At 49.4% G+C, this 15,391-nt stretch carries 11 protein-coding genes and 1 riboswitch; of the genes, 7 read left to right on the top strand and 4 right to left on the bottom strand.

Annotation, left to right across the window (positions count from 1 at the left end):
• Positions 1-18: 18 nt before the first annotated feature.
• Both N7E60_RS14450 and N7E60_RS14445 read right to left on the bottom strand, forming a co-directional pair.
• Positions 19-993 (bottom strand): ParB/RepB/Spo0J family partition protein, encoded by a 975-nt coding sequence (locus N7E60_RS14450; protein ID WP_269598865.1) that lies wholly within the window; start codon positions 991-993, stop codon positions 19-21.
• A gap of 9 nt (positions 994-1,002) precedes the next feature.
• Positions 1,003-2,211: a ParA family protein gene (locus N7E60_RS14445; protein WP_269598864.1), complete on the bottom strand. Its 1,209-nt coding sequence runs from the start codon at positions 2,209-2,211 to the stop codon at positions 1,003-1,005.
• Positions 2,212-3,552: 1,341 nt separating this feature from the next.
• On the opposite strand from N7E60_RS14445, the gene N7E60_RS14440 reads away from it, so the two are divergent.
• The 3 genes from N7E60_RS14440 to N7E60_RS14430 all read left to right on the top strand — a co-directional run bounded on the left by N7E60_RS14440 (position 3,553) and on the right by N7E60_RS14430 (position 7,515).
• Entirely contained in the window at positions 3,553-5,529 is a 1,977-nt protein-coding gene (locus N7E60_RS14440; RefSeq protein ID WP_077454853.1) for a replication initiator protein RctB domain-containing protein, read from the top strand.
• A 286-nt stretch (positions 5,530-5,815) separates the two neighbouring features.
• On the top strand, positions 5,816-6,685 hold the full coding sequence (locus tag N7E60_RS14435) for a DMT family transporter (RefSeq protein WP_269598863.1): 870 nt from the start codon (positions 5,816-5,818) through the stop codon (positions 6,683-6,685).
• Between the two features lie 185 nt (positions 6,686-6,870).
• A complete protein-coding gene (locus N7E60_RS14430) occupies positions 6,871-7,515 on the top strand; it encodes a GNAT family N-acetyltransferase (protein ID WP_269598862.1) in 645 nt (214 codons plus the stop codon).
• Here N7E60_RS14430 and N7E60_RS14425 read toward each other — a convergent pair.
• Positions 7,483-9,780, bottom strand: a complete 2,298-nt coding sequence (locus N7E60_RS14425) for a bifunctional diguanylate cyclase/phosphodiesterase (protein WP_269598861.1) — start codon at positions 9,778-9,780, stop codon at positions 7,483-7,485. The two genes, N7E60_RS14430 and N7E60_RS14425, sit on opposite strands and share 33 nt — an antisense overlap.
• 420 nt (positions 9,781-10,200) lie before the next feature.
• On the opposite strand from N7E60_RS14425, the gene N7E60_RS14420 reads away from it, so the two are divergent.
• From N7E60_RS14420 to N7E60_RS14405, 4 genes are all read left to right on the top strand, one after another.
• Complete coding sequence (locus tag N7E60_RS14420; RefSeq protein ID WP_167315348.1) at positions 10,201-10,989, top strand: HAD family hydrolase; 789 nt, start codon at positions 10,201-10,203, stop codon at positions 10,987-10,989.
• Between the two features lie 17 nt (positions 10,990-11,006).
• A complete protein-coding gene (locus N7E60_RS14415; RefSeq protein WP_069586758.1) occupies positions 11,007-11,273 on the top strand; it encodes a DUF3081 domain-containing protein in 267 nt (88 codons plus the stop codon).
• 62 nt (positions 11,274-11,335) lie between these two features.
• The gene (locus N7E60_RS14410; protein WP_269598860.1) at positions 11,336-13,231 is read left to right on the top strand and encodes a PAS domain-containing sensor histidine kinase; all 1,896 of its coding nucleotides are present in this window, start codon (positions 11,336-11,338) and stop codon (positions 13,229-13,231) included.
• Positions 13,228-14,988 carry a putative bifunctional diguanylate cyclase/phosphodiesterase gene (locus N7E60_RS14405; RefSeq protein ID WP_269598859.1) on the top strand — a complete coding sequence of 587 codons (1,761 nt, stop codon included), beginning with the start codon at positions 13,228-13,230 and terminating at the stop codon, positions 14,986-14,988. Before N7E60_RS14410 ends, N7E60_RS14405 begins: the two co-directional genes overlap by 4 nt.
• A gap of 35 nt (positions 14,989-15,023) precedes the next feature.
• On the opposite strand, the gene N7E60_RS14400 is transcribed toward N7E60_RS14405, so the two are convergent.
• Positions 15,024-15,254, bottom strand: coding sequence for a hypothetical protein (locus N7E60_RS14400; protein ID WP_269598858.1), 231 nt, complete (start codon positions 15,252-15,254; stop codon positions 15,024-15,026).
• Between the two features lie 8 nt (positions 15,255-15,262).
• A riboswitch (TPP riboswitch) is annotated at positions 15,263-15,363 on the top strand.
• Positions 15,364-15,391: the final 28 nt, after the last annotated feature.

Raw genomic sequence — 15,391 nt, 5'->3', positions numbered from 1 at the left:
CAATCACGAGGTCGAGGCTTACACGTTATCGAGCTGCTCTTTAATCAATGCGAGTATACGTTCGGCTTGCTGATCATCAATCTTTTTAAGGTTGATGCTTAAACTACTGCCTTTGCGTCGATACGCCGCACGGCCTTCCACTAAGGTCGTTGATTGCTCTTTTTGCTTCGCTGTTGGCGTAACTAACTCATCCTTAAATTGCTCGATACGCAAGGTCACTTCTCGGGTAATACGCGTCACGCCCTGTGCATCCACTTGTTGCCACAACGGAGTATTTCCCAGTTTATCCAATAGTGCCTGCTGCTGACTGTCGTCTAAGCCAAAGAACAAGCGATGTAACTTCACTATGGTCGGACGGCCAAGTTCGGCGACACTCGGATACGCTTGCAGTAGTGGCAAGGGTAGGGCAGCAGCTTTCAACGCACCACTGACCAGTGCTTCACTGCACTGGCAGACGGTTGCCAACGCCTTTTGATCAGCCACTTCGCCACTATCCAACATGGCTTGCATCTCTTTGCCTCGCTCATACAACGACAAAGGTTTATGCGCATTAGCGACATCGGAGAGAAATTTTGCATGACGCGTACTGATATCTTTCGCGACATAAACGAGGAAGTCTTGCTCTGCAATCAAGCACGACATGCGACGGCGGCTACCGTCCAATACCTCAATGCGTCCATCATCTAACCAACGTCCCACCGCGGGGTATTGCTGACCGCGGTCTTTGAGCGTGGTGAGAATATCTGATAACGCGAGCTCATTAAGAAACGACTGCTCTCGGGCGTTTTTATCAAATACCGTGGTTTTCTCGGCGATATCTGCCGCCGGTACTTTAATTAGCTCAAATTCAACAGTGTGTTCGCCGGCTACGGCCAGCTCAATCACCGCCGCTTTTTCGCTGGCCGCTTTTTGCGCTTCTTGCATGGTGGTGGCGCGACGCTTGTCGGCTTTGGCAAACAAGCGTGCATTCAAATCGGAAGTTTTAATCGCCATTCTTCTTTATCACTCCTGATTGAGCAATGCCCAGTGACTATGTAGCACACGCTCAAGCTCAAGCCCAACACGGTGCACCGCTTCTTGCGCAGTTGATAGCGTCTTCTTACCTCCCTCAAAGTCTTGCGAGGTCAAATCAAAGACGGTGCTATACGTATCTGCACAGGTCTCAAACGCGCGGCTTCGAGGAATCGTCGCCATCATCACTTGGTCACCCAAAAGGTAGTTCATTTCAGTCAACACTGAAATTTGCTTTTTATTATCATCTTCAAACATAGTGGGCATCAAGCGCACAAACTCGAGACCATGCCAATCTTCAGGGAACATTTCATACACTTGAGGTAAGTGCTGGAAAAAGTTCACCGTTGATGCCCAATCCAAACGCTTGGCGGCACACGGAATCACCAACGCATTTGACGCATACATAGCATTCCAAACGAGGGGATCGATGTGCGGACCCGTATCAATCATGATCACGTCGAACTCATCACTGATAGGATCAATAACCTTCTCTTTGAGTAATTCGACGACATCGAGCGACTGACTGCTTGCCAATGATTGCCATGCTTCTGCGTTGAACATGGCATCCTCAGGAAAGGCAGCCATGGTTTTTAAGTTTGGATATTGCGTCGGCAGCAAGACATTACGCATCATAAAGTCTTTATCTGCCGCTTGGGGGGTATTATCCAGCATGACGTCGACCGCCGAATAAATCCCTTCCTGTTCCGTCAGGCTGATTTGTGGATTGAGGAATAGACGCAACGACCCTTGAGGATCAAGGTCAATTAAACAAATGCGATAGCGCTTCTCCAAGTTTAATGCCATACAGGCCGCGAGGTGCACCGCACTCATTGATTTACCCGTTCCGCCTTTCTGGTTCTGGATGTTAATCACCCAAGGCTTATGGGCTTTTCCCTTACGCTCATGAAAAGAGGGGACATTGGCCGCGTCCATGATTTTATGAGCTTCATCTAAGGTAATCGAGTAGTGGTTTGCATTGTTCTTGGTGAACTGATGCCCTTGCTGCTCCATACGAGAAATTGCTTCATCTAGCTTACGACGGGTTAAGCCAGATCGGGTTTCCATCAACGCTTTTGACATTGGTGGAAACAACTGATCATGTCGCTCTTCCATCACAATTTCGACGCGATCAGACTGAACTTGTTTCGTCTGCGCAGCGATATTGCGAAGGTTTTCAATCGTCTTTTCCCTATCCATCTTCTTTTCGCCATCATGAGGAATAATTGGCGATTGTACAGCACTAATAAGTAAATACAATAAAAAGCTGAACAGATAGCAATCAAATAAAGATCCTGCTCACAATTGTTATTCCAGCGAATATAAGGGCAGTTTTGCCGCCATAATCTTGCGATTGATTGTAGGACAAACGCCAAACATTTAAAATGTCACAGTGTCACTTATTTACAATGTAAACGGAAACACTTCACGGAAGCCTATTTCATGATGGACAAATTACGGATAGTGTCATTTCAATCTTAATTGTCTGTCTGACGATACTCCACGAGTTACCTTTCTACCAAGCTTGATGCCATCAATAGCCTTTAACATGGCTTTTGATCATTTTTCCCGAAAACATGATCAAGGCAGATGCGATGTAAATCGCAGTAACCTTGATCATGCTTACGCTATCGGTATCCCTGTTGAGGAACGATGATCAAGTAATATATCCGTTGAATTTATCAGCAAATGGACGCTCACTGACACCGGTGAATACGGAAAAATGATCAAGTGAACCGCAACAAGCGGACTCTTCCCCATTCTGGCCGGAACGATGATACCAGTTGGCTAAAATACGGTGAATGTCCGATGTAGCAAGGGATCGCAAAGGATCGTATCACCATTCCGCTGCTACAGTAGGCTCACAGTTATCGCTACGCATACGATCCAACAGCACGATCGCTATCATGATCATTGTTCCGTAAGTCGGACACATATCTCGGCTTCGCTAATCTACTGTGAATGTCATTTCAATTTTAAGCCCAAGCGCTCCCTTTCCCTCCTCGCCTGGTGACAATCACACCAATATTGACCGGAAAAGCTGAAAATGACGCTAGCTTGATCATAGTTCCATACCATAAACAGCCGATATCCAGCAGATTTTGGCTAGGATAACCACACAAGGTAATACTTGCCTGTGGATAAAGTGTGTGTGAGCCATGATCATCGTTTCAATTGATTGATGATCATCGCTTCGAGCCATTGATGATCATTGATACAGGCATTACATGATCATCGTTGGAGGCATATGTTGATCATGCCTCCGACCTTGCGTTGATCATGCTTTCGTAGGCGTAAAAAAATAAAACCCTAATAAACAAACACTTAAAGGAAATTCGCTTCATGGATCAATAGATCAGATCATCAAATTAGATCAGTTAAATCATAAAGATCAGTTAAAAGCGCCAATAAAAAAGATCTTTCTTTTATGATTTTTTTTTATTAGGATTTATCTGGAAGTATGGTCAATTTACGGTCTTTGCTTATTTGACTATTCTCGCTCTCTAATGAGCAAGCTATCGGGAAAGGAACGAACTGCACATGAGCAGCACCAAACCAGAAAAAATACTGATTAAAGCCCCACGATCGCACAAAGATGGGCATCTTTTTGAAGTGCATGCTCAACTTGTGGACTGGCTTGCTCAATATGAACATTTTAAAGGGGTAACCAAAAGTATTCTTGAATTACTGAACCTGATTTCAGTCCGTGGTTTCTCCTCTCAAGATGGCTATGTGTCAACCACAGAATTAGTCGATGCCACTGAAGGCCAACTCACCCGTGCCGCGATTCAGCAACGACTGCGAGCAGCTGTCAGCCTAGGATTATTCATCCAACAACCGGTGCGGTTCGAGGAAGGCTTAGCAGGCAAAACCATGCTTCATCGCTTCGTCAATCCTAGCCGTTTAATCTCTACCCTCGGTAGTGCGGGATTAATGACAGAGAAAAGCCGTGATGTGGTCAAACAAAAACGCTCGAAAGCATTGGCACAAAATCAAGTGAATCGCCAACTGCTCAGTGAGCATGGGCTAGGCACGCCTCCTACCATGCCGGATGAGAAAGATCAGATCTTGGTATCGCCGACCAGTTGGGCTGGGATCATTGACCAAGCATTGGCACCGCCGCGAACGAAAAAAAGCTACCAAAAGTCGATGGTGGCGATCAGTGGCACCAAGGCGATCATTGAGACACGCTCAGCGAAGTCTATCATGACGGTGGACGATCTGATGACCTTGTTCGCGCTATTTACACTGACAGTGCAATACCATGATCATCATCTGCCCAGTTATGAACTGCAGACCCAAACCATTGGCAATAAGACGCCAATTTATATTACGGACATCCTGCAGCTGCGCGGTAAGAAAGACAGTGGCCCAGCGCGAGATGCTATCCGTGAAAGTATCGATCGGATTGAATTCACCGACTTTCAGTTGCACGAGCTGACGGGACGTTGGTTGAGCGAAAACATGCCGGAAGGGTTTAAAAGTGACCGATTCCGGTTCTTGGCTCGCACCATCACAGCGTCAGAAGAAGCCCCAAAAGAAGGGGAGGATGGTGAAGTAAAAATCAAACCGAACCTGTATATTTTGGTGTGGGAACCGTCGTTCTTCGAAGAGTTGATGACAAGAGACTATTTCTTCTTGTTCCCCCCCGAGATCTTGCGTCAGCATACCTTGGTCTTCCAGCTGTATTCGCTCTTCAGAAGCCGTCTGTCGCGTCGTTTAGAAGATTCTTTGTTGTTGAGCGAACTAAACCAGAAAATGGCGAGAAACATCGAATGGCGCCGTTTTTCGAGCGATCTCATTCGAGAGCTTAAAAAACTGGCTGATGGAAAGGTGACGGATGATGTGTTTGCAGTCAATCTGTGGGGGTATCACCTGACCCTCACTCGCGAGGATGATAAAAAATATCCTGACTATCGGATGGATATTAAGTGCAATGTGGATGAAGTGATCCGCTACTCACGGGCCAAGATGTATAACGAAGGTAAACGATCGCTAGCACCAACCATGCCGAACCCACTGCGCAATGAGATTTTACCCAAACAAGACCTTGATCAGCTTTCCGGGATCATTGACGGGGAGTTTGAACCCATTCAGCGCAAAGAAAAGTCCAGCGGTCGATTAGGGCGGCGTGTGAAGTTACGCAAGCACTTGGTTGAGGTGAACGCGGATGAGCTCACGATCGTGTTGTCGAAATATACCTCGGAAGAAGCCCTACAACGCAGTATCACGGCGTTATCAGCAATGACGGGGCATCCAGCGTCTGTGATCACGGAAGAATGCCAAGGCTATTTAGAGAAGCTGGATTGGCTGATGGTGGGTGAGAATGTGGTGCCGTACGAGACGCTAAGCCGTACCATCGAGTTTTATAACCAACAGCAGCAAGAGCGTCATCTTTCCATCGAGCGACTGATCTCTGGCTTAGCCGTGCGTCGTAAAGTCTGTCAGCGCGTGTATGAAGGCCATTTAGATGGGCAAGTATTAAGCGTGCTTGATGAGATCGCCTCAGGGCGTTGACCTTACCATTTATTATGTCAATAAGGATTGGCAGTAAGTTAACCAAGCGCTGACAATTGCTAAAGTAGGGACGATATACTCAATCTCGATAGATACCTTTGTCCTATTTGATGTCCTCGTCGACATCCTTTGGCACTTATCTCGCCAGCGGGCTCTTTGCCCGCTTTTTCTTTGCCTGAATACCCCCTCTCGCCGTCAACGTCCAGCAAATTAGGCGTTTCATTGGTGAGTTTACAGTGTAAACTGCCTGCTTTTGCTTAATTGATTTTTGCTGTTTGGGAGATCTATGCCTGTTTTCTTGCCCTTTGCGGCAGTGTCCATTTGGGCGATGAATACCATCGTCAACAAGATGGCGGTGGTTGTGATTGCTACTGGAGCCATGGCTTTCTATCGATGGTTCTTTGCGATTTTAGTGCTTACTCCCTTTTGTCTGCCGACTTTATGGCGACAGCGGCGTGCGGTGTTTAAATTAGCCCCTCGTCTTGCGGTGTTGGCGTCTCTGGGTATGGTGATCAACCAATCGGTCGCCTATTTTGCTGCACAAACGACAACCGCCACTAATATGGCGTTAATTATGTCGTTGGTCCCAATACTCAGTTTGCTATTTAGCGTGTGGTTTCTGCACCAACCGCTAACACGTATCGCCATCGCTGGCGCGATATTGTCCTTTTCTGGACTTGGGTATATGCTCACTCAAGGTCAGCCTATGACGCAGCTTGAAAGCGGTGTCACTGCCGGTGATGGACTCATGTTGATTTGCGCATCTGCTTATGCCTTGTATTGTGTATTACTCAAACGCTGGCCGATGTCGGTGTCTAATTGGGTTTCTGTGTATGTACAAGCATTGTTTGCGGTATTGATGCTCTTACCTGTGCTTTATGCCGCGCCCAGTGCTGATATTGTGCCCGACGCGTATCCCTTGGTGGGCTTTGCGGCCGTCGGCGCGTCGGTATTAGCGCCTGCATTGTGGCTTAATGCGATCGCGCTCAATGGCGCTAGCCGTACCGCGATGTACATGAATTTATTACCCGTACTCACCGCAGGCATTGCCATGATATGGCTTGATGAAGTATTAACGCACTATCACCTCATCGGTGGTAGTTTAGTGCTTCTCGGCGTTGGATTATCGCAACGATCTACCCATCCAACACGCTGACAACCGTCTACACTTGATAAATGAGCGTAGTATCAACCTAGGGTGTTGATAGGAGGTGAGCGATGTGGTGGTTAATTGAGTTAGATTGGATGCCGTTATGGGTGACGCCTGCGCAAGGTCGCGTGAAGTCATCGGCCTCATCACCGATTATTTGGTAGTGAACCCAAGGAGAAATCGTTACGAACATGGAAGTGAAGGAAATGGAGATGCCGCGGGTAACGATTCGACCTGCATTTCGTCGTGAAGCTGCCTATTTCTGGCGTCAGATTTACCACTCTCGCGCGTGGAAGCAGTTTGACGCGCCTTATATTCCCCTCGAACCTGTCTCATTTTGGTCCTTTCGGTTTGGCCTGTTCCGACGTTTCATTGTTGGAGACAGTGCCAAAGTCATTTGTGTGGATGAACGTCCTGTGGGCTATGTGACCTTCTACTGGGAAGACAAACGCACACGCTGGCTTGAAGTGGGGATCACTATTTTTGACCCCGCCGATTGGGGGAGGGGAATCGGCCGCCGCGCGTTGACCTTGTGGGTGGATGAGTTATTTCGCTGCCAAACACTCAACCGAATTGGATTGACTACTTGGTCAGGGAATCCGGGCATGATGCGCTGCGCGAAGGCGTTAGGCATGAAAGAAGAAGGCCGGTTGCGTTCGGTGCGCTTCTTTCAAGGTGAGTACTATGATGCGTTACGTTTCGGTGTGCTTCGCGAAGAGTGGTATGGGTTACATCACGCCTCTACCCAGCTTGGTATCAACAATGTCTCTATAGACGCCCAACCCGCTCCGCTTGCTGCAGCATCAACCATGCACAAGCATCATACGCTGGTATGATGCTGGCATCACTTGTTTGTCGATGGCGTGACTCTCAAGCGGGCGTGATAACACATAGCCTTGCAAGTAATCGCATTGATGAGTACGCAGCCAAGCAAGTTGTTGCCGTGTTTCGACCCCTTCTGCGACGACACGCAAATCAAGCGCATGGGCCATGGCAATAATCCCACGACACAAAGGGGCTGCTTTGCCGGTCGGCTGATCGATATCCATGATAAAGCTGCGGTCCATCTTCACCACACTGAACGGATATTGGCGCAATAACGATAACGACGAGTAACCCGTACCAAAATCATCCAGATAGAGCTTCACGCCCAATTGATGGAGACGATGGAGGTTTGTCGCGACACATTCGGAGTGCTCCAGTAAGGCGGTTTCTGTCATTTCTAAAGCTAAGCACTGAGGTGCAAATTGATGGCGTGCGAGCAAGTCCGCAATGTCATCCGCAAAGGAGCGTGCTTGGCATTGCTTAGCGGAAACATTAACCGTAATCGTTGGGCACTGGCCGGTAGGCAAGCGCTCACTCCAATTATCTAGTTTACGCGCGACTTGCTCCAATACCCATTCGCCCAATTCGATGATGTAGCCGGTTTCCTCTGCGATAGGAATAAACTCAGCGGGCGAGATGGTCCCGAGGGTTGGGTGGTGCCAGCGCAGTAGCGCTTCGGCATGGCTAAGCGTTTCATTTTGTTCATCGAAAATAGGTTGATAAGCGAGCGTGAACTGATGTTCGGCGAGGGCCTTTTTAAGATCTTGCTCGACAATAAAGCGGTGTTGCACTTTGGCTAGCATGGCGGGTTGAAATATCGCGAGCCGCTCTCGCGTAAGCTTGGCGTGATACATGGCAATATCGGCTTGCTGAATAATATCAAGCAACGAGGCATTGGCGTTATTCACTGTCGCGATGCCGATACTGGCACTGATGTTGAGAACATGCTCGTCAACGGAATAAGGCTGACTCAATGCGCGAAGCAACTGTTTGGCTTTGGTTTGTGCCAATGCCAATGCACAATCTTGCTCGAGCAAGACAATAAACTCGTCGCCACCAAAGCGAAAGATACGCTCATCGGGGATGTAACGGGTTAATCGCGACGCGACACGTCTAAGTAAGGTATCGCCGACCACATGCCCGAGGGAGTCGTTAACGGCCTTAAAACGATCGAGATCGATAAACAACAACGTAAAGCTTGTCGCGCGTTGGGCTTTCAACATCGCCAGCATACGTTCCAGCATACTATCGAGCGCCGCACGATTGGACAGCCCAGTTAAACTATCGTGCCGAGCTTGATGATACAGCTGGCGTGTTTGATTGGTTACCAGTGCCTGTGCCAGCGTGAGTCGGTTCGCATAGGACCAGAAACTCGCCAAAATAGATAGCCCCAACGCAAGCACTAAAATGCCGACTAAAATGGCATAGCGACTTGCAGCACTTCGAGATTGAATATCAAAGAACTGAACCACCAGCCCCTCTTCGCTACCGGGAATGGCAATAAGATCGGTATCTGTGCGTTGATTTTGCCAAGGATGCAGACGCTCGGGTGAATGGGTGGAAAAAAGCTGCTGATGCCCAAATGCTTCCTTGGCTGTCATTGCCAGTGCGGGAGCTGGGGTGTCGCCTTGCCAAAGTGCTGGGAAAAAGGTGTCGAAATACAATGTCGTCGCAAGATAGCCCCGCAACTGACCATCAGGTTTGGTAATTGCGGCAAACCAGCGCACACCGTGCCCTTGCTGATCACTGATGAGCATAGCCTCTGGTTGGCGCTTGAAATAGGCACGCTCCATGGTCACTGTGTTGTCACATTGCGCATCGGCACGCCAACCCAGATAGCCATTTTCTTTTGCTTTAGGCGATACATATAGTGCGGGAAAGGTGTCGTTACGCATCACCCATTGGCACGCTTTGCGGCTTAATGGCGGATAAGGCTGAACCGGATGACGCTGAGCAAAAACATCACTAAGCTCAGCGCGGTTCACGCGAGGCAACCACATCACACTATCAATTCCGGTATTGTCATGGGTATGGGTATCAATGAAGCGGTGAAACGCTGCTTGGGAGGGGCCGGCTTCTTGCTGTAAAAAGAGTTGCGCAGAAAGTTGTCGCTGATAAATATGTGAAAAGGCTTTGCTGAGCACATGACGCTGTTTTTCAACTTGTACTGAGAACAAACCGTGTTGACGCTGTATGTCTAGCGTGTAAACCAGCCAGCTGGATAAACCCGCCAGCGCAATAACTACGCCGAATCGCCAAATAGGCTGTGATCGCAAAAAGCGCATAATCAAAAAGACAATGTGTGACAACCAATGAGGCGATAAGGGTAAGGTGCCTCGATGACAGTTTTGATGGGATTTTGTGTCATTTCCGTGAACACTGGGTGCTGACGGTGATCGGCGTCGTCAAAAATATGACGTATTTTTTATACAGTCATCAGGTCGGTATCACTGGACGCAACAACGCAAAAATGTGATGTGAATCACTCGTTGGTTAGTGGCTTGATTAGGAAACGAACTTTTGAAAAGGGTGGTTGATTATTCATTCTTCTCGCTCAGATTCGATACATTATGCCTGATCTTTCGATAGGGGATCACGACCTTCTCTGCTAACTTCTAGTGAGTCGATGGATGACACACTCTCGACAATACCTCTGTTCCTGCCGAGTAATAACACATTGATTGTGGGGGAGTTCCATGAAAAAGTTGGAGAATGTCTCTGCGGTATGTTTCGATCTAGATGGGACCTTGGCGGACCCATTTGACGACCTTGTTGACGCGATATCGGGCATGTTGAAAGGGCTCGATCTACCACCTGAAGATCCGAATACGATCAAAGACTGGATCGGTGATGGCGCAGATTTGTTGATCCACCGGGTGTTAACACGCCAGATCAATGGCCGCGTGTCAGATGCGGTCTTGAATCAGGCGCGCACGCTTTTCTTGTCCTCTTATCTGGGCAAAAAACCGCCAAAAACACGACTCTATCCGGGCGTTCTCGAGTGCTTGAAAGGACTGGCACGTAGACAGCTGCCCATGATCTGTACCACGCACATGCAAACCGTTCACGCCAATAGTTTGTTAAAAGCACTCGGCGTGAGTCACTTTTTCACGCGGATTGTAGGCGCTGACGCGATTGCTGCCTTACAATCTGGCCCCGATGCCATCTATGAAGCCGCGGCGATTTTACGCGTTGCGCCTACAGAGCTATTGGTTGTTGGGGATGCCGTGAATGACGTTCAGGCCGCACGGTCGGTCGGATCCCCTGTTGTTTGCGTGACTTACGGCTATAATTACGGTACAGAGATAGAGAAAGCGCGTCCCGATCTGACCCTTGATACACTCGCGACGCTGCCCAATATCATAGAAAAGCCGATGCATTCACGCGAACAGGGACCAGCAACTACTGTTCCATCGCATCCGGTCATCGCGTCGCCTTTGCCGTCTCACACCTTGCGCCGGGGAGGTGATGCGCCATTCCGATAAACGGTCAGGAGGGAAGCGTGAAAAACGAACTAGATCCTGCATATCTACTTCGCGCCTACGAGATAGTGACTCAGTTTGGAGAAAAAACCGAACAAGGACACCGCCTAGATGGCATTGAAGCCTTCTCAGATTATGACGGCTACACCATTTATTTAGCCGGAAATGGCGTACAGTTACGGGTGGGGTTTCACAATACATATCACCTGGATTATGAGCACGAAAACCTTAAAACGCAGTTCTTGAATAAGGTCGATGCCTTGGTGAAAAACTATCGACAGTCGTGACCAAACATTCGATAAACGCCCCGTCATGGGGCGTTTTTTTTGGCCGATGATCAGGATTTGTTATGGATAATCAAATCGTTAAGAAAAGCCGTACCGACAAGCAGTGCGCAGTGACAGGCACGGATGCTCACTATCAAGCACTCGTGGCGAGTGCAGCCGCTGCCATTTTGGTGATTGATGAATCAGGTGTGATTATCGATGCCAATCCCTACACCCGCACATTGCTGGGCTATGACCATCGGCAACTGGTGGGCAACAATGTGGAATGCTTGATGCCGCCAGAGCATGAAGGTAAGCATCAGCATTATCTGATGCAATACCTTACCGGTGGCGAAGCAAAAGTGATTGGAACTGGGCGGCGAGTTAAGGCCCGTCATGTCGATGGGCACCTCGTCCCGGTACACCTTGCGGTCAGTGAAGTACAGATAGACAGTCGGCGTGAGTTTATCGGCATCATGTCCGATCTTAGCGCGCTCACGCAGGCGCAAGCGAGCGTAAAACACGAGCGCAACCAGCTAAAAACCATCATCAATGCGATTGCCAATCCAGTGTTTGTCCGCGAGTTAGGCGGGCGATATACCATGGCCAATCATGCGTGTGTGCAGGCCGTTGGGGTCGATAGTGTGGAGGCGTTAGCTGATGCCTTTGCCCAGTTATTGCCCAAAGGAGGACGAGAGACACTCAACGCGCTGGATCATCAACTGACCATGAATGGCGAGCCGGTGCATACCGATGTCACTCTGAACGATGGCCGCACCTTTAAACTGGCGAAAACCCTCATCCATTACCTCGAAGGTGAGCCATATGCCATTGTTACCGTCGCGTACGATGCCACCCCACTTCTTAATGCCATGAAAGACGCGGAGCGAGCGAACCAAGCGAAAAGTGACTTTCTTTCTGCAATGAGTCATGAATTACGCACACCGCTTAACTGTGTGCTTGGCTATGCACAATTATTAATGAATGCGACCTCGCCAGCGTTAGAGGCCACTCAGCAACAATACGTGGCACAAATACACCAAAGTGGCCGTCATTTACTCGCCCTGATTAATGATGTGCTGGATCTTGCCAAAATCGAGGCGGGAAAAATTTCCCTCAACCCGAGCTGGGCACCTTTGCGTCCGATGATTTGCGAGGCTATCGATTCGCTGTTGCCTCTTGCCCGTCGCCAGACGGTGAGTTTGCGCCATACTCTACCGGACACACTCAACGGTGATATTTACGTCGATGCGACCCGTTTTAAGCAAGTGCTGATCAACCTCATTAGCAATGCAATTAAATATAACCATGCGGGTGGACGTGTCACGGTATCGACCCGTCAGCAAGCCGAAACGATAACGATCGCGGTGACGGACACAGGCATTGGCATTGAACAGGATAAGCTGAGCGCGTTATTTGAGCCTTTTAATCGCTTAGCGGCCGAGCAAACCCATATTGAAGGGGCAGGTGTGGGGCTTGCGGTCACACAGCAATTGATCGCGCAAATGCAAGGTGAGATCACCGTGAGCAGCGAAGTCGGAAAAGGGAGCTGTTTTGCCGTCACCTTTCCCTATCGTGGCCAGTCGTTGACCGAGATAGCGTCTTCATCCACACCATTCACCCTTACCCAGCCGCATCGAGTGCTTTTTATTGAACCAGACGTTGCACAGCAACGCTTAATGGCCGATTGGTTCGAAGATTGGCCGTTACTGACCTTGACCTGTGTCCATGATTTATCGTTAGCAGCCGCGATGGCGCATACCACACCGCCCTCGCTATTCATGGTCAGTCATGCGGTGCTTGATGACACGGCAGATCAGGTTCAGTCGCGACTCGGTGAACGGCCCATGATCGTGGTTAACGTGCCGGACACCGAATCTATGCAATCGCACAGCGATAGCATTGTGACGTTGGCGTCACCGGTATCGGGTGCGGCGTTGGGCCGAGCGATGCAAACACTTTTGGAGGACAGGGCATGACACGAGAAAAATCCCAAGCGCAGATCCTGATCATTGATGATCGACCGGAAAATGTCGACTTGTTGACTGCCATGTTGCTGCAATCTGGCTATCAACACATCACAGGCCTTAACGATCCACGCCTTGTGGCCGATTACCTCTCACCGATCCCCGATTTAGTGTTGCTTGATATGCGTATGCCTCAACGCTCGGGGCTAGATGTTCTCGATTTGCTGAACAATACGCTCGGCGAGCACTGTCCCCCCGTGATGGTGCTTACTGCCGATAGTGACAACAATCTGCGCAATCAAGCCTTATGCCGTGGGGCCATTGATTATCTCACCAAGCCGTTTGATCACCATGAAGTGCTCCAGCGCATCCATAATATTCTCCATTTTCAATTCAAAACCCTGAAAGAGCGAGATCAAGCGGCGCGTTTGCAGATGTTAGTGAATAAGCAAACCGCGGCATTACGTACCCTGTCTTTAACCGATCCCCTAACCAATCTACCCAATCGACGTGCGCTGGTGGATGCGGCTGAACGTCAACTCGCAAAGGGGATGGTGACCGTGTTTATGATCGCGTTGGATGGGATGGAGGCGGTCACACAGCATCAAGGCCACTTAATGACAGAAGCGCTGTATAAGCACCTAGCGGGGCTCTTAGCCAGTAGCTCGGTCGCAAGAGGGCAGCGTATTGGTGTGTGGGACAACACACGTTTGGTGATGTTAGTGGAAGGAGATATCACCGCCATTGACGCACTTGCTAAGCGGATTTGTCGATTATTGAGTGGTCATCACACCCTTGATGGCCGTTTGATGTCGATGCACTGCCATGTGGGAATAGCCCAAGCGGAAGGTGAGCATCATGATGTGGAGCAACTCTTTCGCCAAGCGATTCTAGCTATCCCGACCGATGACACTGAAGTGGGTCATTATCGCCAAGAGTTGGATGCGCAATCGCAACGTGAGCATATGATCCGCAATGGACTTAGCCCGGCCCTTGAACAAGGAGGGTTGTCTTTGGTTTTTCAGCCCAAATGGGATCTCAATACCGGCAGTATGGTAGGTGCTGAGGCGTTATTGCGTTGGCGTCATCCGCAACTGGGAGCGATCAGCCCGGCCGAGTTTATTCCTATTGCCGAGCGAAGTGCTGATATGATCCAACTCGGCGATGCAGTTTTTTCTATGGCGTTGCGCGCGCTGGTCCGTTGGCGAGAGCAATACACCTTGCCTGAGGCGTTTCACTTAGCCATCAATGTCTCTTCCCAGCAACTTCGCCACGGTTTTGCCGATAGCATTCTTGCCCGCTGCCAAGCGCTGGAAGTACCCACGCAAATCATTCAGCTTGAGGTTACTGAATCGGCGTTAATTCGACATATGTCGGTGGCGCTCAAAGAGTTACAACAGCTCCGTGATGCGGGGATGCACATTGCGCTTGATGATTTTGGCACAGGCTACAGTTCATTGAGCTATTTGAAACAGCTTCCTGTGGATTGGGTGAAGCTTGATCGTAGCTTTATTCAAGATCTTGCATCCAACGCCGGTGACAAACATCTTGTTGGTAGCGTGATCGACCTAGCGCATGGGTTTGGCCACGGTGTGGTGGCTGAAGGCGTGGAAGAAGTTGGCCAGCAACAGATTTTGCAGCGTATTGGCTGCGATCAAGCGCAAGGCTTCTTGTATGCCAAACCGCTGGGAACCGAACAGTTTGAACAGCTTCTGCAAACCGGATGTGAGTGCCCAGCGACGGCTATCAGTGCGCCCGTGTCTGGATAGCCGTGGTCATCATCGGATTAGAGATGAGTCATGCGTTAGAGATGGCTGATAATGGTATCGAGGCGCTGATTAAACTCGGTGTCGGTCACCAAGCCTGACGTGGGGTCAAAATGCTGGTGAAAACGCGGTAGCGATAAGGTCCCTTTAACCTCAGCAGCAAAATAGGGAGCAGAGTGCTGGGTTGAGGTCAATACTGGGTGGAAATCAACGAGAAATGCGTGACGGCACGGTATGCGTAAGGCTTGCGCTTTATCCGTAGGATGCATATCCTAAACACAGTTAGTCGGGGAGCAAGTAATTGCTGAGACTGCGAAAGCAGGACCCGTAGAACCTGATCCAGTTAGCACTGGCGGAGGGAACTGACACGATCAGCGCACAAAGTGACGCATACTGCCTCATTTTG

It is taken from the genome of Salinivibrio proteolyticus (genome assembly GCF_027286365.1).
Classification (GTDB): Bacteria; Pseudomonadota; Gammaproteobacteria; order Enterobacterales; family Vibrionaceae; genus Salinivibrio; species Salinivibrio proteolyticus.
Note: the sequence above shows the minus strand (reverse complement) of the source record. Positions and strands in the feature narration are given on the sequence as shown.

Excerpts from the sequence above, each read along its gene's own strand:
- N7E60_RS14440 (WP_077454853.1), top strand. The coding sequence starts at position 3,553 with ATGAGCAGCACCAAACCAGAAAAAATACTGATTAAAGCCCCACGATCG.
- N7E60_RS14430 (WP_269598862.1), top strand. The coding sequence starts at position 6,871 with ATGGAAGTGAAGGAAATGGAGATGCCGCGGGTAACGATTCGACCTGCA.
- N7E60_RS14420 (WP_167315348.1), top strand. The coding sequence starts at position 10,201 with ATGAAAAAGTTGGAGAATGTCTCTGCGGTATGTTTCGATCTAGATGGG.
- N7E60_RS14445 (WP_269598864.1), bottom strand. The coding sequence starts at position 2,211 with ATGGATAGGGAAAAGACGATTGAAAACCTTCGCAATATCGCTGCGCAG.
- N7E60_RS14435 (WP_269598863.1), top strand. The coding sequence starts at position 5,816 with ATGCCTGTTTTCTTGCCCTTTGCGGCAGTGTCCATTTGGGCGATGAAT.
- N7E60_RS14410 (WP_269598860.1), top strand. The coding sequence starts at position 11,336 with ATGGATAATCAAATCGTTAAGAAAAGCCGTACCGACAAGCAGTGCGCA.
- N7E60_RS14405 (WP_269598859.1), top strand. The coding sequence starts at position 13,228 with ATGACACGAGAAAAATCCCAAGCGCAGATCCTGATCATTGATGATCGA.
- N7E60_RS14400 (WP_269598858.1), bottom strand. The coding sequence starts at position 15,254 with ATGCATCCTACGGATAAAGCGCAAGCCTTACGCATACCGTGCCGTCAC.
- N7E60_RS14450 (WP_269598865.1), bottom strand. The coding sequence starts at position 993 with ATGGCGATTAAAACTTCCGATTTGAATGCACGCTTGTTTGCCAAAGCC.